The sequence below is a fragment of the Janthinobacterium sp. JF4 genome (assembly GCF_059617925.1).
The window spans coordinates 64,759-86,623 of the sequence record NZ_JCAQAV010000005.1; the positions used below are offsets into that span (position 1 = coordinate 64,759).

Annotated in this window: 19 protein-coding genes and 1 pseudogene; 12 read left to right on the forward strand and 8 right to left on the reverse strand. The window is 64.5% G+C overall.

From position 1 onward, the window contains the following. Nucleotides 1–8: 8 nt before the first annotated feature. The 3 genes from AC54AF_RS07090 to AC54AF_RS07100 are packed head-to-tail and all read right to left on the reverse strand — an operon-like array spanning nt 9 to nt 2,371. A complete protein-coding gene (locus AC54AF_RS07090) occupies nt 9–545 on the reverse strand; it encodes a GNAT family N-acetyltransferase (RefSeq protein ID WP_496635965.1) in 537 nt (178 codons plus the stop codon). Then, a complete protein-coding gene (locus AC54AF_RS07095; protein ID WP_496635966.1) occupies nt 542–1,060 on the reverse strand; it encodes a GNAT family N-acetyltransferase in 519 nt (172 codons plus the stop codon). The genes AC54AF_RS07090 and AC54AF_RS07095 overlap by 4 nt, the downstream gene beginning before the upstream one ends. Nucleotides 1,061–1,096: 36 nt before the next feature. Beyond that, entirely contained in the window at nt 1,097–2,371 is a 1,275-nt protein-coding gene (locus AC54AF_RS07100; protein WP_496635967.1) for an amidohydrolase family protein, read from the reverse strand. Nucleotides 2,372–2,763: 392 nt separating this feature from the next. On the opposite strand from AC54AF_RS07100, the gene AC54AF_RS07105 reads away from it, so the two are divergent. The 5 genes from AC54AF_RS07105 (at nt 2,764) to AC54AF_RS07125 (ending at nt 11,574) form a co-directional block, all read left to right on the forward strand. Further along, a complete protein-coding gene (locus tag AC54AF_RS07105) occupies nt 2,764–3,645 on the forward strand; it encodes a phasin family protein (RefSeq protein ID WP_496635968.1) in 882 nt (293 codons plus the stop codon). Between the two features lie 290 nt (nt 3,646–3,935). Further along, nucleotides 3,936–5,687 carry an ABC transporter ATP-binding protein gene (locus tag AC54AF_RS07110; RefSeq protein ID WP_496635969.1) on the forward strand — a complete coding sequence of 584 codons (1,752 nt, stop codon included), beginning with the start codon at nt 3,936–3,938 and terminating at the stop codon, nt 5,685–5,687. Beyond that, on the forward strand, nt 5,677–7,470 hold the full coding sequence (locus AC54AF_RS07115; RefSeq protein WP_496635970.1) for an ABC transporter ATP-binding protein: 1,794 nt from the start codon (nt 5,677–5,679) through the stop codon (nt 7,468–7,470). Before AC54AF_RS07110 ends, AC54AF_RS07115 begins: the two co-directional genes overlap by 11 nt. A gap of 125 nt (nt 7,471–7,595) precedes the next feature. After that, entirely contained in the window at nt 7,596–9,314 is a 1,719-nt protein-coding gene (locus AC54AF_RS07120) for a methyl-accepting chemotaxis protein (RefSeq protein ID WP_496635971.1), read from the forward strand. Between the two features lie 139 nt (nt 9,315–9,453). Next, a complete protein-coding gene (locus AC54AF_RS07125) occupies nt 9,454–11,574 on the forward strand; it encodes a sensor domain-containing diguanylate cyclase (protein ID WP_496635972.1) in 2,121 nt (706 codons plus the stop codon). Nucleotides 11,575–11,631: 57 nt separating this feature from the next. Here the strand turns inward: AC54AF_RS07125 and AC54AF_RS07130 are convergent, their stop codons facing one another. Then, nucleotides 11,632–11,961 carry an apolipophorin gene (locus AC54AF_RS07130; RefSeq protein ID WP_496635973.1) on the reverse strand — a complete coding sequence of 110 codons (330 nt, stop codon included), beginning with the start codon at nt 11,959–11,961 and terminating at the stop codon, nt 11,632–11,634. A gap of 173 nt (nt 11,962–12,134) precedes the next feature. Continuing rightward, nucleotides 12,135–13,046 (reverse strand): hypothetical protein, encoded by a 912-nt coding sequence (locus AC54AF_RS07135; RefSeq protein ID WP_496635974.1) that lies wholly within the window; start codon nt 13,044–13,046, stop codon nt 12,135–12,137. 168 nt (nt 13,047–13,214) lie between these two features. On the opposite strand from AC54AF_RS07135, the gene AC54AF_RS07140 reads away from it, so the two are divergent. Continuing rightward, nucleotides 13,215–14,102, forward strand: coding sequence for a hypothetical protein (locus AC54AF_RS07140; RefSeq protein WP_496635975.1), 888 nt, complete (start codon nt 13,215–13,217; stop codon nt 14,100–14,102). Continuing rightward, nucleotides 14,099–15,613 carry a choice-of-anchor X domain-containing protein gene (locus tag AC54AF_RS07145; protein WP_496635976.1) on the forward strand — a complete coding sequence of 505 codons (1,515 nt, stop codon included), beginning with the start codon at nt 14,099–14,101 and terminating at the stop codon, nt 15,611–15,613. The genes AC54AF_RS07140 and AC54AF_RS07145 overlap by 4 nt, the downstream gene beginning before the upstream one ends. Nucleotides 15,614–15,831: 218 nt before the next feature. Here AC54AF_RS07145 and AC54AF_RS07150 read toward each other — a convergent pair whose 3' ends face one another. Further along, complete coding sequence (locus tag AC54AF_RS07150; RefSeq protein WP_496635977.1) at nt 15,832–16,251, reverse strand: hypothetical protein; 420 nt, start codon at nt 16,249–16,251, stop codon at nt 15,832–15,834. A gap of 303 nt (nt 16,252–16,554) precedes the next feature. On the opposite strand from AC54AF_RS07150, the gene AC54AF_RS07155 reads away from it, so the two are divergent. After that, nucleotides 16,555–17,625 carry a M29 family metallopeptidase gene (locus AC54AF_RS07155; RefSeq protein ID WP_496635978.1) on the forward strand — a complete coding sequence of 357 codons (1,071 nt, stop codon included), beginning with the start codon at nt 16,555–16,557 and terminating at the stop codon, nt 17,623–17,625. Here the strand turns inward: AC54AF_RS07155 and AC54AF_RS07160 are convergent. Then, the gene (locus tag AC54AF_RS07160) at nt 17,618–18,577 is read right to left on the reverse strand and encodes a LysR family transcriptional regulator (protein ID WP_496635979.1); all 960 of its coding nucleotides are present in this window, start codon (nt 18,575–18,577) and stop codon (nt 17,618–17,620) included. The genes AC54AF_RS07155 and AC54AF_RS07160 overlap by 8 nt on opposite strands. A 109-nt stretch (nt 18,578–18,686) precedes the next feature. Between AC54AF_RS07160 and AC54AF_RS07165 the strand changes: the two genes are divergently transcribed. The 3 genes from AC54AF_RS07165 to AC54AF_RS07175 are packed head-to-tail and all read left to right on the forward strand — an operon-like array spanning nt 18,687 to nt 20,736. Beyond that, nucleotides 18,687–19,526 (forward strand): phytanoyl-CoA dioxygenase family protein, encoded by an 840-nt coding sequence (locus tag AC54AF_RS07165; RefSeq protein ID WP_496635980.1) that lies wholly within the window; start codon nt 18,687–18,689, stop codon nt 19,524–19,526. Beyond that, a complete protein-coding gene (locus AC54AF_RS07170) occupies nt 19,526–20,344 on the forward strand; it encodes a sugar phosphate isomerase/epimerase family protein (RefSeq protein WP_496635981.1) in 819 nt (272 codons plus the stop codon). Before AC54AF_RS07165 ends, AC54AF_RS07170 begins: the two co-directional genes overlap by 1 nt. A gap of 20 nt (nt 20,345–20,364) precedes the next feature. Beyond that, nucleotides 20,365–20,736, forward strand: coding sequence for an SH3 domain-containing protein (locus AC54AF_RS07175; protein WP_496635982.1), 372 nt, complete (start codon nt 20,365–20,367; stop codon nt 20,734–20,736). Between the two features lie 5 nt (nt 20,737–20,741). Here AC54AF_RS07175 and AC54AF_RS07180 read toward each other — a convergent pair. After that, nucleotides 20,742–20,984: pseudogene (locus tag AC54AF_RS07180) on the reverse strand (IS1595 family transposase); the annotation flags it as partial. 287 nt (nt 20,985–21,271) lie between these two features. Here AC54AF_RS07180 and AC54AF_RS07185 point away from each other — a divergent pair. Further along, on the forward strand, nt 21,272–21,733 hold the full coding sequence (locus AC54AF_RS07185; protein ID WP_496635983.1) for a MarR family winged helix-turn-helix transcriptional regulator: 462 nt from the start codon (nt 21,272–21,274) through the stop codon (nt 21,731–21,733). The last annotated feature ends 132 nt before the right edge of the window (nt 21,734–21,865 follow it).

Genomic DNA, 21,865 nt, shown 5'->3' on the forward strand with positions numbered 1-21,865 from the left:
ACTATTTTTCACGCGTCAGCACGCAAGAAATCACGCCGATAGATATTCGAGTCCTTGCCGCCCAGCGGCTGGCGCGAGAAGCGTTCGAAGCGCAAGCCAAGCTTGTTGAGCAGATTGATCGAGGGCTGGTTGGCGGGTGACGTCAGGCCATACAGGGTGGGCACGCGCAGCACGTCGCGGACGTGGCGCAGCACGCTGGCGGACGCCTCCCAGGCCAGGCCCTGGCCGCAATGTGCGGGCAGCAGGGCGTAACCGATGTCGGGCCCGGGCATGGTGGCGCGCTTGATCAACCCGCACATGCCGATGGCCACGCCCTCGCTGCGCAGTTCAATGATATAAAAGGAATAGCCCAGCTCACGCTGCTGCGCCATCGGTCCCGTTTCCAGTGCCGCGCGGGCCGCCTCCAGCGTGTGGATATTGCGCTGGCCAATATTGGCGATCCACGACGGGTCGTTGACCAGCGCCATGTAGAAGGCCGCATCGTCCAGCGTGGCGGTGCGCAGACGCAGACGGGGCGTCTCGATCACAGTGACGGCGCCGCTCATGCCGGCCACTGCATCGGATCGGTGAGCAGCTGGTACATCACGTAGGCGTCGACATAACCGAGTTGCGCGTGGCGGTAGGCCAGCGGCAGGGTGGCGACGACCGTGAAACCCAGCTTTTTCCACAGGGTGACGGCGGCCAGGTTGGTGCTGACGACGAAGTTGAACTGCATCGCCAGGTAGCCCGCGCGGCGCGCTTCTTCCATGCAGTGCACGCCCAGCAGGCGGCCCACGCCAACGCCCTGCGCGGCCGGATCGACCATGAACGAGGCATTGGCCACGTGCGATCCATGGCCCGGCTGGTTCGCCACCAGCCTGTACATGCCCAGCAGGCGCTCGCTGCCCATCACGGCGACAAAGCTTTGCACGCCGGGGCCGAACCAGTAGGCGTGGCACGCTTCGCGCGTGGTATCGGCGGGGAAGGTATAGGTGTCGCCGCCGGCCACCAGGGCCTGGAAGATCGGCCACATGGCGTCAAAGTCGGCTTCGTTGGCCGGGCGGATATCAATTTCTTTCAAGGCGCTGCTCCCGATAACAAGTGATGGCTGATTGTATCAGCGCCCCAGGCGAAAATTCACGCTATCGGGCCGCCCCGGCAGGTGCAGGCGCGATTGCGCGCGTGGCGCCTCGCTGACGACTTTCCCGCGCCGCAGCACCAGGCGCCGCGCCGCGCGCAAGCGCAGCGCCTCCACCGTGGAGCCGCAATCGAGGATCAGCAAGTCCGCATGGCAGCCGGGCGCGATGCCGTAGCCATCGAGGCCCAGGATGGTCGCCGGCGTCTCCGTCACCGCCAGGAAGCAGTCGTGCATGGCTTGCTGCCCCGTCATCTGCGCCACGTGCAAGCCCATGTGCGCCACTTCCAGCATGTCGCCCGAACCGAGGCTGTACCACGGGTCCATCACGCAGTCGTGGCCAAAGGCGACAGGGATGCCGGCGGCCAGCATCTCGGGCACGCGCGTCATGCCACGCCGCTTCGGATACGTGTCGTGGCGCGCCTGCAGGGTGATGTTGATGAGGGGGTTGGCAATGGCCGCCACGCCCGCCTCGCGGATCAGCGGCAGCAATTTGCTCACATAGTAATTATCCATCGAATGCATGGACGTCAGGTGCGAGCCCGTCACCCTGCCCTGCATGCCAAGGCGCTGGCTGTGGAAGGCCAGGGTTTCGATGTGGCGCGACAGCGGGTCGTCCGATTCGTCGCAGTGCATGTCGACCATCAGGCCCCGCTCGCAGGCGAATTCGCACAGCAGGCGCACGGATTCGGCACCGTCGGCCATGGTGCGCTCGAAATGCGGAATGCCGCCCACCACGTCGACGCCCATGGCAATGGCGCGTTTCAAATTGTCGAAGGCGCCGGGACTGCGCAGGATGCCGTCCTGCGGAAACGCCACCAGTTGCAAGTCGAGATACGGCGCCACCTGCCGCTTGACGTCGAGCAGCGCTTCCACGGCCAGCAGGCGCGGGTCGCAGATATCCACGTGCGAGCGGATGGCCAGCAAGCCGCGCGCCACGGCCCAGTCGCAATATTGCAGGGCACGTGCCACCAGGGCGTCCTGCGTCAATTGCGGCTTCAGTTCGCCCCATAGGGCGATGCCTTCGAGCAAAGTGCCGGAGGCGTTTACGCGCGGCAAGCCGTAGCTGAGCGTGGCGTCCATGTGGAAGTGGGCATCGACGAACGGCGGCGTGACCAGGTCGCCGGCGGCGTCGATCTCTTGCGCGCCCGCAACGGGCAAGGCGGGGCCGACGGCGGCGATGCGGCCGCCCTCGATGGCGATATCGATGGCGCGGCGCCCGTCGGGCAGGCTGGCATTGCGGATGACAAGGTCCATGCGGACACTCCTTCGGTTGACTACGGTACCTGGTGCTTTGAGCGCAGTGTCATCTTATTTTTTCAAAGGATGCTGCAGTGCACTAATATAGTCACTGGCAAAAACGTAGCCATAGATTCCATGACAACGCTTTGCGCGCGCGCAAACTTCCGGCAAATGCTGCCAGGCGCATGAGTACAGCAAGCCCGTGGCAAACACGCGGCACACGCCCTTGAGAAAATAGCTTTCAACTAACTCGAATCACCGCTAGAATATTCATATTGCGTTGCATCATAAAAAGTCTATGATCAGCTGTTCAGCACGCTACCTACTTTACAAAACGCGGCCAACTCTGGTTTTCGGGATTTTGCAGAGCGTTTTGCCAGCATTTTAATCCGTACAAAGGAGTAAATATGTTTCCGCTTCCAGAACAATTTTCCAGCGCCGCCAAGTCGCAACTGGAAAGCCAGCTGCAAATCTTCAGCACCCTGACCAGCAAAGTCTTCGAAAGCGCCGAGAAAATCATCGCGCTGAACCTGAACGCAGGCAAGGCTGCCCTGTCGCACACGGCAGAAACGGCGCAGCACCTGCTGGTAACGCAGGACCCGCGCGACTTCTTCAGCTACAGCACCAGCCAGGCGCAGCCTAACATCGAGAGCATGCTGGCCTACAGCCGCCAGTTGTTCGGCATCGCCTCGAGCACCCAGGCGGAACTGCTGGCCTCGGCCAAGGCGCGCCTCGATGAGGCAGTCCCTGCCGTCGCTCCTGCTCCTGCCGCAGCCAAGCCTGCGCTGGCCGTCGCCGCACCTGCCCCTGTAGCTGCGCCAGCGCCGGCAGCGGCACCGGCCCCCGTTGCCGTCAAGCCTGCCGAAGTGGCCAAGCCTGCCGCCAAGGCGGCGCCCGCCCCTGTCGCCGCACCGGCAGCCAAGCCAGCGGCAGCGCCTGCCAAGGTTGCCGAGAAGATTGTCGACAAGGTTGCCGACAAACCCGCCGTGAAAGCGGCCGAAGCCAAACCGGCAGCCAAGCTGGAAGCCAAGCCTGAAGCGGCCAAGCCCGCACCTGCACCCGCCGCCGCCGCGCCAGCGAAAGCCGCCGCGCCGGCACCGGCCAAGCCGGCCGCGAAACCATTTCCTTCGAGCAAACCGGCCAGCGCCGCCGGCCAGACCGTGGCCAAGGTTGCCGTGAAGCACGCCCCTGCGCCAGCCGCCAAGCCTGCAGCCAAGCCAGCGCACAAAGGCACGCCGTCGAAACAGCTCGACATGCTGGGCGGCGGCAAGGGCAGCAGCCGCAAGTAAGAACGCCTATCAAAACCTACTGCGCGTCGTAATTTGCGGCCTGCGATGCTCACTGTACCTTCGTACAGTTGCGCTTCTCGACCACAACTTACTTCCGCTCGCTACGGTTTTGTTCGGCGTTGTAAGCCTCGCACGCCGCACTGACGCAGCAAAACAACGGGCTACGGCCCGTTTTTTGCGTGCCCGCCCACAGCGCGCTTTTCCGCCTTGTTGTATCCTACGCGTACTTTCCGTCCGCGTGCCCGTCCTTCCGCCCCGCGACACCCCATTATTCAAAACAAAAGGTAACCATGAGTTTATCGAGGCTCATCGCCGGCTTCGTGCGTCAGCATTGGCCGGCGTATGCCGCCGCTGCCGTCATGCTGACAGGCGTGGCAACACTGACCGTCTGGATCCCGCGCCGCGTGGGCGCCATCATCGACGCACTGGCCGCACACCGCATGACGGCGGCCGAACTGTGGCTTGAGCTGCTGACCCTGCTCGCCGTCGGCGTCGTCATCTACTTCCTGCGCGTGGGCTGGCGCATCACCTTGTTCAAGGCCGCCTACCAGCTGGGCGTGATGCTGCGCACGCGCTTCTACACGCGCATGTCGCAGCAAGGTGCGTCGTTTTACCAGAACCAGCGCACGGGCGACCTGATGGCGCTGGCGACGAACGACATCGACGCCATCGAGATGGCCGCCGGCGAAGCCATGCTGGCCGGCTTCGATGGCACATTGACCCTGCTGATGGTGCTGGGCATCATGCTGCTGGGCGTGGACTGGCGCCTGGCCTGCATCGCCTTGCTGCCCTTCCCGCTGATGGGACTGGCCTTCTGGCGCATTTCCAGCCATATCCACACGGCGTCGACGGATTCGCTGCAACGCTTTTCCGCGCTGAACGACCATGTGCAGGAATCGCTGTCGGGCGTGCGCACCTTGCGCGCGCTGGGCCTGGAAGAGCGCAGCAGCAAGCAGTTCTCCACCCTGGCCGGCCACGCGGCCAACGCCAGCCTGACGGCGCAGCGCTGGGAAGCGGCGTATGAACCGGCCGTCGGCCTGACCCTGACGGCCGCCACGGCGCTGACCCTGGGCCTGGGCGGCTACCTCGTGTGGCAAGACCAGCTGACCATCGGCGCGCTGACGAGCTTTTCCATGTACCTGGGCCAGCTGATCTGGCCCATGTTCGCCGCCGGCTGGGTACTCTCATTGATCGAACGGGGCCGCGCCGCCTGGCAGCGGCTGCAGCCGATGCTCGACGCGCCGCTGGCCATCGACGACCACGGCAGCATCGCCACGCTGACGCCCGGCCCCCTGCAATTGCAGGACGTCGGCTTCGCCTACGCGGGCCAGACGGCGCCCGCGCTGTCCGGTATTTCGCTGCTGTTGCAGCCGGGCCAGACGCTCGGTTTGGTGGGCCCGACGGGCAGCGGCAAGTCGACCCTGCTGCGCGTGCTGCTGCGCCAGGTGACGCCGCAATCGGGCACGGCCACCTGGAACGGCCAGCCGCTCGACGCCTACACCCTGCATGCGCTGCGCGCGGCCATCAGCTGGGTGCCGCAGGAGTCGTTCCTGTTCTCCGCCAGCATCGCCGACAATATCGCCCTGGCCCGTCCCGGCGCCACGCGCGGGGACGTGGAGCGGGCGGCGCAGCTGGCCGACATCCACGCCGACATCCTGCAATTCCCGGACGGTTATCAGACGCACGTGGGCGAGAAAGGCATCACCTTGTCCGGCGGCCAGCGCCAGCGCGTGGCAATTGCCCGTGCCCTGCTGGCCGACAACGGCTTGCTGCTATTGGATGACGCGCTGTCCGCCGTCGACACGGGCACGGAAACGCGCATCCTGCAGCACCTGGAAGAACTGCGCCGCAAGCGCCCCGAGCGCAGCGCCATCATCGCCAGCCACCGCCTGAGCGCCGTCGTCAACGCGGACCTGATCCTGGTCCTGCGCGATGGCCACGTCACGGAAACGGGCAACCACGACGCGCTGATGCAGCGCGACGGCTGGTATGCCAGCCAGTGGCGCTATCAACAACTGGAGGCCAGCCTCGATGCCATCTGATTCGACCAAACAATCCGTCCGCCGCCAGGCCATGCAAGCCATCGGCCTGCTGCGCCGGGCCGCCGCGCCCGACCTGCGCCATTTATATTGGGCCACGTTCTGGCTGATCCTCGCCGCCGCCCTGGAAGTGACGGGCCCCATTTTAGGCAAGGCCCTGATCGACCAGCATCTGCTGCCCCGCAACCTGGACTGGACGCGCATGGCATTGCTGCTGGGCGGCTGCCTGCTGACGGGCTGGGTCGCATCCGGCCTGCGCTACCTGCAGCTGGTGCGCCTGTCCGGCCTGGCCATGCGCTCGGTGCAGCGCCTGCGCGAAACCGTGTACCAGCACGTGCTGCGCCTGCCGATGGCCTTCTTTGACCGCGCCATCACGGGGCAATTGGTCAGCCGGGTCACCAACGATACGGAAGCGGTGAAGTCGCTGTACGTGCAGGTACTGTTCGTCATCCTCGACAGCTCCATCGTTTTAGTCGGCACCATGGCCGCCATGGCCTTCCTCGACTGGCGCCTGATGCTGATCGTGCTGGCCCTGCTGCCGGCCGTGCTGGCGATCGTCTTCCTGTACCAGCGCTGGAGCGCGCCGGCCGTCACGCGCGCGCGCGCCCTGCGCAGCGAAATCAACGGGCAAATCGCCGAATCGATCGGCGGCATGAGCGTGCTGCAGGCGAATAACGCGGAGCAGCGCTTCGGCGCGCGCTTCACGGGCATCAACCAGGACCACTACACGGCGCGCATGCAGGAATTGCGCGCCAACGCCTGGCTGCTGCGCCCCGCGCTCGACATGCTCAACATCGTGCTGCTGGCCGTCGTCATCTTCAGCTTCGGCCGGCGCGAGATGGGCGCCGTGGAAGTGGGCGTGCTGTATGCGTTCATCAGCTACATCGCGCGCGTGATCGAACCGCTGATCCAGATCACCATGCAGTTCAGCCAGTTGCAGCAATCGGTGGTGGCCACGGCGCGCGTCTCGGCCCTGCTGGACGAAGCGCAGGCACTGGAACACGCGCAGGGCAGGCAAACACCGGCCCTGCGGCAGACGACAGCGGGCAGCGACGTGCCTGCCGTGGACATCCAGAACCTGACGTTCGCCTACGTGGAAAACCAGCCCGTGCTGCACGAGCTGTCGCTGAGCATTCCCCAGGGCGCCTTCTTTGGCATCGTCGGCCACACGGGCAGCGGCAAGTCGACCTTGCTCTCGCTGCTGCTGCGCTTTTACCCCGTCACGCAGGGCAGCATCGCCATCAACGGCGTCGCCCTCGACAGCATCGACAACGAGCACTTCCGCGCCGACGTGGGCCTGGTGCCGCAAGACCCCTTCCTGCTGGCCGCCTCGGCACGCGAAAACATCGACATGGGCCGCGGCTACACGCAGCAGCAGATCGAGACGGCCGCGCGCGCCGCGCATGCGCACGACTTCATCGCCGCGCTGGAACACGGCTACGACACGCCGCTGGGCGAAGGCGGCTCGCGCCTGTCGTCGGGGCAGAAGCAGCTGATCGCGATTGCCCGCGCGCTGGCCGGCCAGCCGCGCATCCTGCTGCTGGACGAGGCGACGTCGCGCATCGATAGCCAGACGGAACAGATCGTGCAACTGGCCCTCAACGAATTGCGCGGCAAGGTGACCATCATCGCCATCGCGCACCGTCTGTCGACCATCCGCGAGGCCGACCGGATCATCGTGCTGAACCACGGCCGCATCACGGAAGCGGGACCGCACGAGGAACTGATGCAGATCGAGGGCGGCCTGTACCAGCGCCTGTACCTGCTGCAGCAATTGGCAGTGTAAGCCAGGCGGCGCCGTTGCGCGCCGCCGTCATTTTTCTGTATGGCATCAAAAATTGCCCATGGGCAGCGTATATTCATCTGAAGGGCAAGGCCGACGGCTCCAACCACACCTCCAGGGAAAACACCATGCGCAGCAAACTGTCGATCAAGAATATCTTTGCCGCCATCTTTCTGCTCAGCCTGACGCTCTCCGTCATCAGCCTGTGGGCGCTGTTCCGGGTGGCGGGCAAGCAGGCCGAGGCGAACCAGGTCACCGAGACGCGCTATCAGTCCTACCTGCTGGCAGACGAACTGCGGCAAAGTTCGGACGACCTGACCCGGCTGGCCCGCACCTACGTCGTCACGGGCGACGCCAGGTACGAGCAGCAATACCTCGACATCCTCGACATCCGCAACGGCAAGAAGCCGCGGCCCGCCCATTACGAGCGCATCTACTGGGACTTCGTGGCGGCGGGCATGCCCGTGCCGGCGGCGACAGGCCCGGCCGTGTCGTTGACGGAACTGATGCGCAAAGCCGGCTTCAGCGAACAGGAATTCGCCAAACTCCAGGAAGCCCAGGCCAATTCGGACGGCCTGGTGAAGACCGAGGTGATCGCCATGAACGCCGTCAAGGGTTTGTTCGACGACGGCAGCGGCAAATTTACCAAGACGGGGGCGCCCGATCCGGAAATGGCCCGCAGGATCATGCACGATGCCGAATACCACCGCAACAAGGGCAAGATCATGCAGCCGGTGAATGAATTCCTCACGCTGCTCGATCAGCGCACCAGCGCGGCCGTGCAGACGGCGACGGGCGGCACCATGGCGGCTTACTCTGTCACGGTCGGCGTGCTGCTGGTGTCGGTCATGGTTTCGCTGCTGTGCCTGTTCCTCGTGTACCGCCACATCAAGCGCAACCTGGACAAGGCGATCACCACGGCGCAATTGATCGCCGGCGGCGACCTGAGCATCGACGCCGTCATCGAAAGAGCCGACGAAATCGGCGTGCTGCTGCACGCGATGAACACCATCAACGCCAACCTGACGGGTCTGATAGGCGACATCCGCACCAGCACCGGCGAAATGTCGGTAGCCACGCACGAAATCGCGCTGGGCAATGCCGACCTGTCGGCGCGCACGGAAGCGCAGGCCAGCTCCCTCGAAGAGACGGCCAGCTCGATGGAAACGCTGACGGCGACGGTGCGGCAAAATGCCAGCAACGCCGGCGAGGCGAACCAGCTGGCTGCCACCGCCTCGTCCGTCGCCGTGCAGGGCGGCGCCGTCGTCGCCCAGGTGGTCAGCACGATGGGCGCCATCAAGGAAAGTTCCAGCCAGATCGCCGACATCATCGGCGTCATCGACGGCATCGCCTTCCAGACCAACATCCTGGCCTTGAATGCCGCCGTCGAGGCGGCGCGGGCGGGAGAACAGGGGCGCGGCTTCGCCGTCGTCGCCGGCGAGGTGCGCAGCCTGGCCCACCGCAGCGCTGCCGCCGCCCAGGAAATCAAGAGCCTGATCGGCGCATCCGTGGTACGGGTCGACGCCGGCAGCAAGCTCGTCGACGAGGCGGGGCGCACCATGGCGCTGGTGGTCGAATCGATCCAGAAAGTGGCCGCCATCATGAGCGAGATCACCAGCGCCAGCCATGAGCAAAGCGCGGGGATCAGCGAGGTCAACCAGGCGGTCACGCAGATGGACAACATCACGCAACAGAACGCCGCCCTGGTCGAGCAGGCGGCCGCCGCTGCCGAGAGCCTGCAGGAACAGGCGCAAGCCCTGATCGAGGCGGTCGCCATCTTTCGCCTGAAGGGCAGCGCGCCAACCCCGGCGGCCCGTTCCTTGCGCCAGCTGATCCCAAGGAAATGATTGTGATTTCTGGCTTCCATGCGCGGAGCACTGCGGCGCCGGTGTGCACTTTCGCACATTTCTGCGTCCCGTATGATATTTCTTGATTGCAACAGAATATAATCTGTTACAGACAGGTGGTCATTGCGGGAGCGGGAAGTTGGCAGGCAGACAGAGACGGACATCATGGCGACAGGCGCACTGGCTGCTGGTACTGGCCTGCCTGCTGCCGCCTGCCGTCCATGCCCAGGTCGACAACCTTGAGCAGCATATCGCTGCCGTGCGCGAAGATGGCCGTTTCGTGCCCGCGCGTGCCCTGCAGCGCCTGCAAGAGGTGGAAACGCAGGCGCGCAGCGCGCCCCTGCCGGTGCGCGCGGAATTCCTGACACAGCTGAGCAATGCCCGCATGCGCCTGGGGCAGAACGACATCGCCATGCAGCTGGCCGAGGAGCTGATCACCTACGCCCGCCTGCACAAGAGCGACGTGGCGCTGGCGAAAGGCATGCTCAACAAGGCCTACATCACGTTTGCCAGGAACGAGCGCCGCGCCTCGCACCTGCTGGCTTTTGAAGCGGAACGCATCGCCAACGGCACGGACGACTTGCCCGTGCGCGTGCAGGCCACCATCAGCGCGGGCCAGTCCTGGGCCGAGGAAGGCAATTTCCCGTTTGCGCTGGCCAAGCTGCAGGCGGCCGTCGACCTGGCGCGCCAGAGCCATTCCCCCACCAGCCTGGCCGCCGCCCTGAATGCCCTCACCCTGCTGTACACGCAGATGCGCGAATACGACAAGGGCTTCGAAGTGCTCGACGAGCTGCTGGCCGTATCAAGCACCCTGGAATCGCCGGGCCGCATGGCGCAGGCGAAGAATACGGAATACGGGCTGGCGCTCGACGCGCAGCAGCCGCAACGGGGCCAGCGCGCCCTGCTGGCGGCCCTGGCGCTGGAACGCCAGCTGGGCGCGCGCGGCATGGTCGCCGTTACCCTCGTCAATCTGTCGGACAGCTACCTGAAGGAAGCCGACTATGCGCGTACCCTGCGCTTTGCGAATGAAGCCATCACGGCGGCGCGCCTGGTCAACAATGAACAGGTGGAGGCGACGGCGCGCCTGAACATCGGCCAGGCGCTGATCGGCCAGGGACGCTTGCAGGAAGGCAAGCAAAGCGCGGCCACGGGTCTGGCCTACTACGAACGCACGGCCGACCAGCCGGAAATGCAGGCCGTGCTGCTGGAATACGGCATGGCGCTGGAAAAGGCGGGCGACCTGCGCGGCGCCGTCACGGCGTATCACCGCGAGCGCGGTATTTCCAACCAACTGTTCGAGAAACAGCGGCAAAAGGCCGTGTATGAGCTGCAAGAAAAGTATGAAGCGGAAAAGAAGCAGCGCCAGATCGAGCTGCTGAGCCGCGAGAATCAGCTCAAGAGCACGGAAATCGACAACCGCCGCCTGCAGCAGCGCGTGTGGTGGCTGCTGGCGCTGGTACTGGCCATGGCGTCCGTCATCGTCGGCTTGCTGTACCGCAAGGTGCGCCACGCGAACGTGCAGCTGAAGGTGAAAAACCAGGAACTCAAGCGCCAGAGCTCGCGCGACCCGCTGACGGCCCTGTACAACCGCCGGCATTTCCAGGAATTCATGCGCAGCCATGCGGGCAAGCCGCAGCCGTCCTATGCGGGCAGCGACGTCGTGGGCGCGCTGTTCCTGCTCGACGTCGACCATTTCAAGCACATCAACGACGCTTACGGCCATGCGGCGGGCGACCTGGTGCTGACGACGATCGCCGAAACCCTGCATGAGGTGCTGCGCGAAACGGACATGATCGTGCGCTGGGGCGGCGAGGAATTCCTCGCCTTCCTGCCGGCCGTCGCACGCGACGGACTCGACGATATCGCGCGGCGCATCCTCAACGGCATGGCGGCGCAAAGCATCCACTACCAGGGGCAAACCATCCAGGTGCATGTGTCCGTGGGCTTTGCGCCCTATCCGCTGGCGCCGCTGGGACGGCCGCTCACGTGGGAACGCAGCGTCAACCTGATCGACATGGCGCTGTACCTGGCCAAGGCGCATGGGCGCAACCGGGCGTATGGCTTGCGCGGTTTTCAGCAGGTGGAAAGAACGACCCTGGAAGCGGTGGAGCAAGACCTGGAACGCGCGTGGCGCGACGGCTTTGTCGATTTGAGCGTGGTGCTGGGGGGAACGGACGGGATGGACAGGACGGAGACGGCGGGAACGAAGACGCCAGGAGGACAAGCCAGCGACGGCGTCGCCGCGACCGCCATCACCTGACGACAGCGGCGAGGGCCGGGCCGGCAGCAGCCGGCCCTGGCGCGGTCATTGCGATGATTACTTGTGCGCGGATTCCTGCATCTTTTCGCCGGCTTTTTCCACTTTCTTGCCGACGGCATCGGCCGCTTCGCTCATTTTCTTGTCGGCGTCAGCGGCGACCTGATCCATCTTGGCGCCCGTATCGGCAGCGGCCTGGCTCACGGCAGCGTCGGCTTTGGACGCGGCGGCCTTGATGTCGGCTTCAGCCTTGGCAGCGGCCGCATCGATCTTCTGGCCAGCTTGTTCAGCAGGGCCTGCAGCGACATCGTCCTTCTTCTGGCAAGCAGCCAGTGCCACAACCATCATCCCGGCGGCGCACACGGTCATCCATTTTTTGCTTACTTTCATGATATTCCCTTTCATTGTTATCAAAAGACACAGATCAGTTCGCAATATACACCTGCCTAAAATTTTCTAGCGTGCGCTAACGCACATAAGAACACGCTTTTGTGGCGTAGTTGTAAGCAATGGTATCTTGATATTTTTCACGGCGCCTTCCGATGAGCAGGCATGGCCTTGCCCTACTGGCCCGCAGCTGGCGCCGGCACCGCGTCCAGCAGCGAACGTTCGAGCAATTGCGACAGCGCCGTGCGCAGCGCCTGCGTGCGCGCCGCCAGTTCCGGCCGTTTGTAGCGCTCGGCGGCGATCAGGCTGCTTTCCAGGCAGACCCGGTCCGACCTGGCCAGGCAGGCGTCGGCCGCGTCGAGCTGGGCGCTGGCCAGCGCCACTTTCACCCTGGCGTCGAGTTCCAGGCTGTCGGGATCGTCGCCCCAGCGCTTCACGTAGACGGCCAGGCGCGTGGCGGCCAGATCCGGCTTGCCCGCATCGAGCGCCTGGTTGACGCTGCCTTGCAGCGCCAGCCACGCCTGCGCCCGCTGCTGCTGCCTGTCGCAGGCGGCGGCGGACTTGGCGATGCTCGCCTGCAAGCGTTTGAGTTGCGCGGCGGGCGCCTTGGCGCTTTTCAGCACGGCCAGCGCGCTGCGCGCTCCGTCCAGGTCGCACTGGGCCGCCAGCGCAGTGGCGGCCTCGACCTGTTCCGCCACGCTGGCCGGCTTGCCGTCGGGCTTGTTGAAGAACCAGATACCGGTCAGCACCACCGCCGCCGCGATCCACGTACGCAAGCGCACGGGTGGGCGCGGTGGCGGCACCGATCCCTTGGTGGCAGGCTTGGCCGGCGGCGCCTTGACCGGCGCGGCAGGCGCTGGTGGAACGGGCTTGGGGGCAGGAGCGGAGGCAGGCTGCGGCTTGGGAGTGGGCGGAGCGGCGGGCACCGGCGGCGGCATGCGCGGCAGCGGGGACGGCGCTGGCAGTTTCTCCAGAACAGGCGCTTGCGCCACCTGGCGCGCGCCGCAAAACGGGCAATGCGCCACGCGCAGCGGCAAGGTCCGGCCGCAAGCGGCGTTGATGCAAACGTCATTCACTGTTTCAAGCACATTCCAACCTTTTCCTGGAGTCATTCCACTGCATTCTGCCGCAATATTACCCTACGCAAGCAACGCAAGGACGCACCCGTCCCGTGTTCCATGGCCTTGATACCGATCAAAAAGCATCCGCCGCCACGGCATAAGCTGGAAGCACCGGCCAAGGACAAGGAGAATGCCATGCCAGCCCACCTGATCATCGAAGACGGCCAGCCCTCGTGGTGGGACAGCGCCGATATCTGGGTCGTGCCGGGCAATGATCCGAATGGCCCGCCCGGCGCGCCCATCGCCGGCATCAGCAATTACCTGTGGGGCCGCGTGCACAACACGGGCAACAGCGCCTCGAACGGCGTGCGCGTGGACTTTTACTGGGCCGATCCTTCCGGCCAGATCGCCGTCGGCGCCGCCACGCAGATCGGCTCCGCGTTTGCCGACTTGCCGCCCGGCGCCACGCAGGAGGTGCTGTGCCTGGTGCCCTGGGTCCCCATCATCGTCAATGGGGGCCACGAATGCCTGCTCGCCGTGGCCCACGGCCCGGGCGACATCAACCCGCTGCCAGATCCCCTGCCCAACGGCTTTCCCTTCCAGCCCAAGCAGCACGAGCAGATCGCCCAGCGCAATGTCACCGTGGTGCTGGCGGCACGGCGCGCGCAATTGCTGTCCATCGCGGTGGCGGCCCTGCCCCGCGAAATGAAAAAAGTGGAACTGCAGATTGAGCAGGGCGGCGAGCTGCCGCAGCGCCTGCTGGCCACCCTCGGGCTCGAGCGATGGCAGCCGGCCAGGGACGCCCACCTGATAGCGGGACTGGCGCGCACGCCCCACTGCAATGGCGATGCGCCCGGCGAGCAAACGCTGGCGCTGGAAGTGCCACGCGGCCAGGCGCAGGCCGTGTACCTCAGTCTGCGCGCCGAAGCCTTGCCGCCACGCCAATATGCGCTGCTGCGCGTACTGGAAACGCGCGATGGCAAGGTCATGGGCGGCCTCACGTATGTCGTCACCGATCTGGAGAAAGAACAAGCTCAAGAGCAGGCGCAAGAACAGCACAGCCCCGAGGAGCAAGCATCATGAGCGACACCCCCCTGCAGGTGCTGACGCGGCCGTTCGCGATCGAGCCCGTCACCAATATCATGCTGCCCGATGGCATCTTCGACAATGCCATCTATGGCTTGCGCATCGCCGCCCACGTCACCAATATGTCCAGCAGCGCCCTGAACAACGTCACGGTGTACCTGGAAAGCGTGGGCGATCCTGGCATCGTGCCCGTGGCGCGCACCTTTTTCTTTGCCAGCATTCCCGCTGGCGCGGCCATGCTGGTCATGTGGGATGCCGACTTCCAGCACGCCACGCCCGGCAAGCGCCTGGTCAGCTTTGTCGCCAAGGCGGACGGCTACACGCCGCACCGCTCGATCCAGCAAATCTTCGTCTCGCAGACGCGCTTCGACAGCGCCACCAACACCTATACGTGCACGGTCGAGGAAGGCACCCTGGAACTGTCCAAGCCGCAGGGTCATCTGCCCGGCAAGCGCTGGGGCGCCACGGGCACGGACGGCAAAGGTGGGCAAAATGCGTGCCGCTGCCCGCCCGGCCTGGGGCCGATCGTGCCGACCGGCATGACCCTCGTCTGGACGCCGAATCCCGCCTACGCGGGCACGCATGGCGAGCTGCCATTTTCCGACCCGTGGTGGAAGATCCTCGCCATCATCATCGCCATCATCGCCGCACTGGTGGCCATCATTTCTGCCGCACTCGGTTCCGGCAAGGCCAGCTTCAGCGTGGGCGGCACGTTCGAGGAGACCGATCCCAGCGTCGATTGCTGCTCGCTCGAAGGGGCCGGCTCGGGCCAGCCCGAATTCACGGTGGCGGGCGTGGCCTCGGCCATCGCCTCGGGCGCCATCGCCGTCGCCTGCTCCGATATCGCGGACCCGTTCTGGCGTGGCCAGGAAGCAACACCGCCGGCCGCTGGCGAACTGACCCTGGCCGAGCGCGTGGTGGCAAAATGGGTCTTGCCGGAAGCGCCGAACGCGGGCTTGCCCTACAAGGCCGACATCAGCTGGGAGTATCAACGTTTCACCACGGGCGCCACCTACCAGCATGCCGTCACCGAAACGCAAGTCAACATCCATGTGGCGGGGCCCGTGGAAACGGATACGCCCGCCGTCGTGCAAGCCTATGAACCGCTGTGGCTACGCGCCAGCTTCAAGCGCGACAATGGCAGCGTCTTCCGCGGCACGGAGCTGTACGCGTTCGCACTGTTCCAGGCGCCGCAAGGCCTGTACTTTGTGGTATCGCTGACCGACGACGGCCTGGGATTCGACCCGGGCGCCAACGACGGCGTCTACGCAGGCAGCCTGGACTTGAAGCGGGCTCACCGCACCTTGCTGCAATATGATCAAAAGGTCTACGGCACCTGGAGAGTCTTTGTCTTCGCCCAGGACGTCAACCTGACCAAGCCCGGCACGCCGCCGGAAATCGCCGCCCAGCACATCGGCGGCATGTTCATCGCCAGCGCCATCGAAATCACCTTCGACGACACCCTGCCCTGCCCGCTCAAGGCGCAGGCGAATATCGTCGTGGTGTGATGGGGATCGTGAGCGAGGTCAGGCGTAGGTCGCGCAGGTCGGATTAGCGGGGCCGCCGAGGCGGGGCAAAGCCGCGCGTAATCCGACAACATCGTTGGCTCCCGTATGCACACCAGGAGTGGCTGAGAAAATGCTCAGGGCTAGGCGCCGCCCCGAAGACAGTACTTCAGTACGGCGAGGGGCAGGCAACAACGCCATGGGCGTTCTATCAACCGCTCCTACACCTTGACGCTTTCGGGCTTGGCGATCAGCGTGCGCGGAATGATATCCGTTGCCGGGCAAGACTCCATCGCATCCGAATACGCGAGCCAGCGTTGCAGGCTTTCCATGCGGCGAATGGTGATGCCCTTGCCATTGATATAGCCGATCTGCTCGAAATTGACGGGGCTGGTGGTCAGCTTCGATACGGTGGGCGCATTGTCGACCAGGCGGTCGTAGGCCTTGCGCGCCTTGTGCTCCCACTTCGCCAGCACGGGGTCGTCAAAACGGTTGCTTTCAAAATACACGGTGATGGTGCGGTCGTGGTTGGCAAAGCCGACGATGGCCGCACCCTTGCGTATGGTCAACAGGACATCTTCCTTGACGCCCGTGACGGGAACGAAGACGGCGGCACGCCCATCCGTATCCGGCCGTTCCATGGGAATATCTTGTCCGATTATGCTCATCACATCACACTCTTAGTCGTCGCCTGCTGGCTTGTTGTCCCTGCATCACTGAAAGCGTGCCGTGCGCATGCGTGCGTTTGCCGCTGCGCCAGGCCGCTTCCAGGCTCGCTGCCCTACCCTGCCATACCACTACTCAAATAATACATTGCCGGAAAGCACTACACAAGATAATCAGGGGCACAGCAGCCGCCTGTGCTCCGCCGGATGGGGAATGGTGTGCTCAGCGGCAATCACCTTATAATGCTGCGATTACTTCCCGTCCCCCACCTTCGCACCATGACGCTTCCCGAGAATGACACCAGCCGGCTCGACGCCATCAGCGCCGCCGCCACCGAAGTGGCCGCGCAAAACGTGGCCGACCTGCTGGCCATGGCCATCTGCCACCGCCCGGACGAACCGGCCCTGATCGTCTGCGACAAGCGCAGCTGGCTCAATGTCGTGCTGACGCAAGCGTATCGCCAGGCCTTGCCGGACGCCACCTTCATCGATTTCGACGAGGTCACGCCCGATGCCGTGCTGGCCGCGTTTGCCGAACTGCCCGCCGGCAGCCTCGTCGTGCTGATCCAGTCGACCAGCTTCCGCCTGGAAGCGTTCCGCATCCGCATCGAGCTGTTCAAGCGGGGCCTGAAAGTCATCGAACACGTGCATTTGTCGCGCATGCCCGGCGTGCAGGGGCTGCATTACATCGCTTCGCTGGCCTACGACCCCGCTTATTATCGCGGCGTGGGCCATGCATTGAAGGCGCGCATCGACGGCGCCCGCCACGGCATGGTCGACAGCGGCGGCGAGCGGCTGGTCTTCGCTTCGCCGTTCGAATCGGCCAAGCTCAATATCGGCGACTACAGCGGCATGAACAATATCGGCGGCCAGTTCCCTCTGGGCGAGGTGTTTACGGAAGCGCAGGACCTGGAAGCGGTGAACGGGCGCGTGCGCATCTTCGTCTTTGGCGACACGCACTTCATGGTCAACCGCCCCGACACGCCGATCACGCTGATCATCGAAAAGGGCCGCGTGACGGGCACGGAAAACGCCACGCCCGAATTCCTGGCCATGCTGGAGATCATCCGCGCGCACGAAGGCGACGTGTGGGTGCGCGAACTGGGCTTCGGCATGAACCGCGCCTTTTCGCGCGAGCAGCTGGTCAATGACATCGGCACCTATGAACGCATGTGCGGCATCCACCTGTCGCTGGGCGCCAAGCACGGCGTGTATGCGAAACCGCAGTTCAAGCGCAAGGATGCGCGCTACCACGTCGATATCTTCGCCGTCACCGAAGCCGTATATCTGGACGACGAGCGCGTGTATGCGGATGGCGCGTGGACGCTGGAACCGGTCGCTTTCAGCTAAAAAACCCTGCCGCTGCCAGCTCGCGGTCCCATGGCGGCACGGGCTGGTACTCGGCCACCAGGAAGTCGATCAGCGCGCGCACCTTCGGCGACATTTGCCGGCTGGCCGGATACAGGGCGCTCAAGTGATTCAGCGGCAGCTCCCAGCCAGACAGCACGGGCAGCAGGCTGCCATCGAGCAGATTGCGCCAGGCGAGGAAGGTGGTGCTGTAGACGATGCCCAGTCCCCGCTGCGCCGCCTGGTGCAGCACCAGGCCATTGTTCGCCGTAAAACCCGCCTGCACGCGCACGCTCACCTCCTCGCGCTGCTCCCCTTCTCCACGCTGGAAATGCCAGTTCGTGCCATCCGTCAGGTGGCTGAAATGCAGGCACTGGTGCTTCAGTAACTCTTGCGGCGTCTGCGGCACGCCCCATTGCGCCAGGTAGGCGGGACTGGCGCACAGCACGGCGCGGCACGGCGCCAGCGGGCGCATGGCCAGCGCGCTGCTGTCCGGGATGCCGCCCACGCGTATCGTCAAATCGAAGCCGTGGCGTATCGGGTCGAGCAAGGCATCGTCGACAAACAGCTCGGCCTGCACCTGCGGGTGCAGCAGGCTGAAACGGGCGACAGCGTCGGCCAGCCAGGCGCTGCCGAAACTCGATGGCGCCTGGATGCGCAGCGGCCCGGCCAGCTCCGCCCCCGCACCCGCCTGCGCCACGTGCGCCACCATGCGCGCCGCTTCCTGCGCCTGGCTGACGGTGGCCATGCACGGCGCCAGATAGGCGCGGCCCGCATCCGTCAAACTCACTTCGCGCGTCGAGCGGTGCAGCAGGCGCGCATGCAGGCGTTCTTCCAGCTGCATGATGGTCTTGCTGACCATGGCCCGCGTCAGGCCCAGGCGCTGCCCCGCCAGGGTGAAGCTGCGCTGGCGCGCCACCTCGACAAAGATTTCCATTGCTTTTAGTTGATCCATGTCAAAGATTGTCTTCGCTTTGGCGACAATCTGTCAACCGAGGGGCGATTGTTTGCCGTCCCCGTCCATCCTACAATGGCGCTTTCCATTGACCTCCGGAGCCGCCGCCATGCTGACAATCCTGCAACAAGAACAATACCAACGCGACGGCTACCTCATCCTGCCTGATTTCAAGGGTGCGGATGACATCGCCGCCCTGCGCGCGCGCGCCGAGCAGATTGTCAACGAATTCGATCCCAGCGTCAGCCAGTCCATCTTCACCACGCGCGACCAGGCGAAGAACACCAACGATTATTTTCTCGCCTCCGACAACACCATCCGCTGCTTCTTCGAGGAAGAAGCGTTCGGCGCGGACGGCCAGCTGAAGCAGGCGAAATCGCTGTCGATCAACAAGATCGGTCACGCCATGCATGACCTGGACCCCGTCTTCCGTGCCTTTTCGGCCGACCCGAAACTGGCCGAAGTGGCGCGCGACCTGGGCCTGGCCGATGCGCAGGTGTGGCAATCGATGTACATTTTCAAGCAGCCAGGCATCGGCGGCGAAGTGCGCTGGCACCAGGACGCCACGTATTTCGAGACCACGCCCATCAGCGTGACCACCTTCTGGTTCGCGCTGGAAGACGCGACCCTGGACAACGGCTGCCTGTGGGCCGAACCGGGCGGCCACCGCAGCCCCCTGCGCGAACGCTTCATCCGCAACGGCGACCAGGTACGCGTGGAAAAACTCGATGCCATGCCCTGGCCCGACGACAGCACGGCCGTGCCACTGGAAGTGAAGGCCGGCGCCCTGGTCTGCTTCCACGGCTTGCTGCCCCATTACAGCGCGCCGAACCGCTCGCCCGTCTCGCGCCACGCCTACACTCTGCACGCCACCGATGGCCAGACCGAATACGCGGCCCACAACTGGATCCAGCGCGACGCGTCCTTCCCCGTGCGGGGCTTCGTCTGATGCGCATCGAGGTCTTTGCCGCGCACTGGGGCAATAACGAGCTGCCGCCCGAGGTCTTCATCGACGAGGTAGCGGCGGCCGGCTTCGACGGCATCGAAATGTCGCTGCCGCTGGACGCCGCCCTGCGCGAGGAGTGGACGGACCGCATCGCGCAAGCGGGACTGCAGCTGATCGCCGCGCAGTGGGAAACCGTGTTCCACAGCGACTTCGATCTGCACCGCGCCGCCCTGGCGGAACTGCTGGAAAACGCCTGCCTGGCGCGCCCCGTGCTGGTCAACACGCACACGGGCAAGGATTACTATACGCCGACGCAGAACGCAGAGCTGCTCGACCTGGCCGCCGCCATCTCGGCCAGACACGGCGTGCCCATCGTGCACGAAATCCACCGCAGCCGCTTTTCCGGCCATCCAATGCTGCTGCTGCCCTACCTGGCGCAGTACCCGGATTTGCCCTTGACGGCCGACCTGTCGCACTGGTGCTGCGCCTGCGAATCCCTGCTCGATGACCAGCCGCAGACCCTGGCGCAGGTGCTGCCGCTGGTGCGCCACGTGCATGCGCGCGTGGGCCATGCGCAGGGACCGCAGGTAGCCGACTTCCGAGCGCCGGAAGCCAAGCCTGCGCTCGACGCCCACCTGGCCTGGTGGGATGCCATCGTCGCCCTGCGCCGCGCGGCCGGCGCCGAGCGCATGACGTTCACGCCCGAATTCGGCCCTGCGCCGTACACGCAAACCCTGCCCTGGACGCAGCAGCCCGTGACGGATGCCTGGGAACAGAACGTCGCCATGCTCGATTTGCTGCGCGCGCGGTACGCGCGCTAAACGCGTGCGCCGGACGAACGATGACGGAAGAAACCATGCGATTCGTTGCAATTGATCAACATCGTAGTGAATACCCCTACCCCATCACCTTCACAAGGGGAACGCTGCTTATCATAGGCGATAGGTATGAAGGCGATGAAGGTTGGAATAATTGGTATTTCTGTACGACACCGGCTCATCCCGGAGGCTGGGTTCCAGAACAGCTCATAGAACGCAGCATGCATCCTGGCCATGGTGTAGCGAAAGAGGACTATACGGCCAAAGAGCTTGATGTCAATGTAGGGGACGAATTTCAAGCGATAAAATTCTTGAATGGTTGGCTATGGTGCCAACGACTCTCCGACAATGACATTGGCTGGGTGCCGATGAGCACTCTTCAAAGCATCAAATAAGATGGCTATGTCACCGTCAGATGTGGGAACGCTCCCAGCGTTGCTTTCAATAACGTTTCTGGTGAACGGATGCGCCTGGCGTCGAGTATCCAGCGCCATCCCAGGTAATTCGGCAGGTAGCGCGTCGCCACGCCGTGAAAGGGACGCAGCCATTGCCGCAGGCGGCTGTGATAGGCATTGACGTTCTGCACGTGGGCGGCGCCCTGCACACGGATACCGGCGCGCAAGTTGACGGCCTGGTGGCTGATCCATTCGGCTGCCTGCATGATCTGCTCCCTGTGTGGTGAGTATGCAGAGTCAGACAGCACTGCCAAGGAAAGATTCCGGCCTTTCCCCTATTTGCCGAGGACAGAGCCAATAAGATAGCCAGCCTGCTTTGCGCCGTGAGGGCCAAGGAATTTCGAGATCACGAATCCGCACAAGGGAAATGTCGGCGCTTCTGACCTGGCCCCAGCAATCCGGTGCCGCCCGCATCCTGGCTTGCGCGCATTTGCTCGCATTTGCTATTAGGTAGCGCACTATATATACTGTGCCCATGGATACCACCACCGCCCCCACCCCCTTGCACCAGGTGCCGCGCCTGGACAGCCAGCTGTGCTTTGCGCTGTACTCGACCTCGCTTGCCATGAACAAGCTGTACCGCAAGCTCCTGCGCAAACTCGGCCTGACCTATTCGCAATACCTGGTGATGATGGTGCTGTGGGAACGCGACGGCCTGACGGTGTCGGAAGTGGGCGAGCGCCTGTTCCTCGACTCGGCCACCCTGACACCCTTGCTCAAGCGCATGGAGCAGTCGGGCCTGCTGACGCGCACGCGCGCCGCCAGCGACGAGCGCCAGGTCATCATTTCCCTCACGCAGCAAGGCGACCAGCTGCGCCACGAGGCGGCCCTGTTGCCCGAAGCCATACTGACGGCCAGCCACTGCAGCGTGGAACAAGTTGTGGACATGAAACAACAGCTGAACCAGTTGCGCGACAGCCTGATGAAAAGTGAGTAAACGCGACGCTTTTCCGAGCAAAATCAGGCAAAGCATCCCCCTGGCAGCGCCAGGAAAAAGCTGGCGCACAATCCGCCTTTCTTTATTACAAATCGATACATGGCTGGCCTCACCCTGCGTATAGAATAGTTG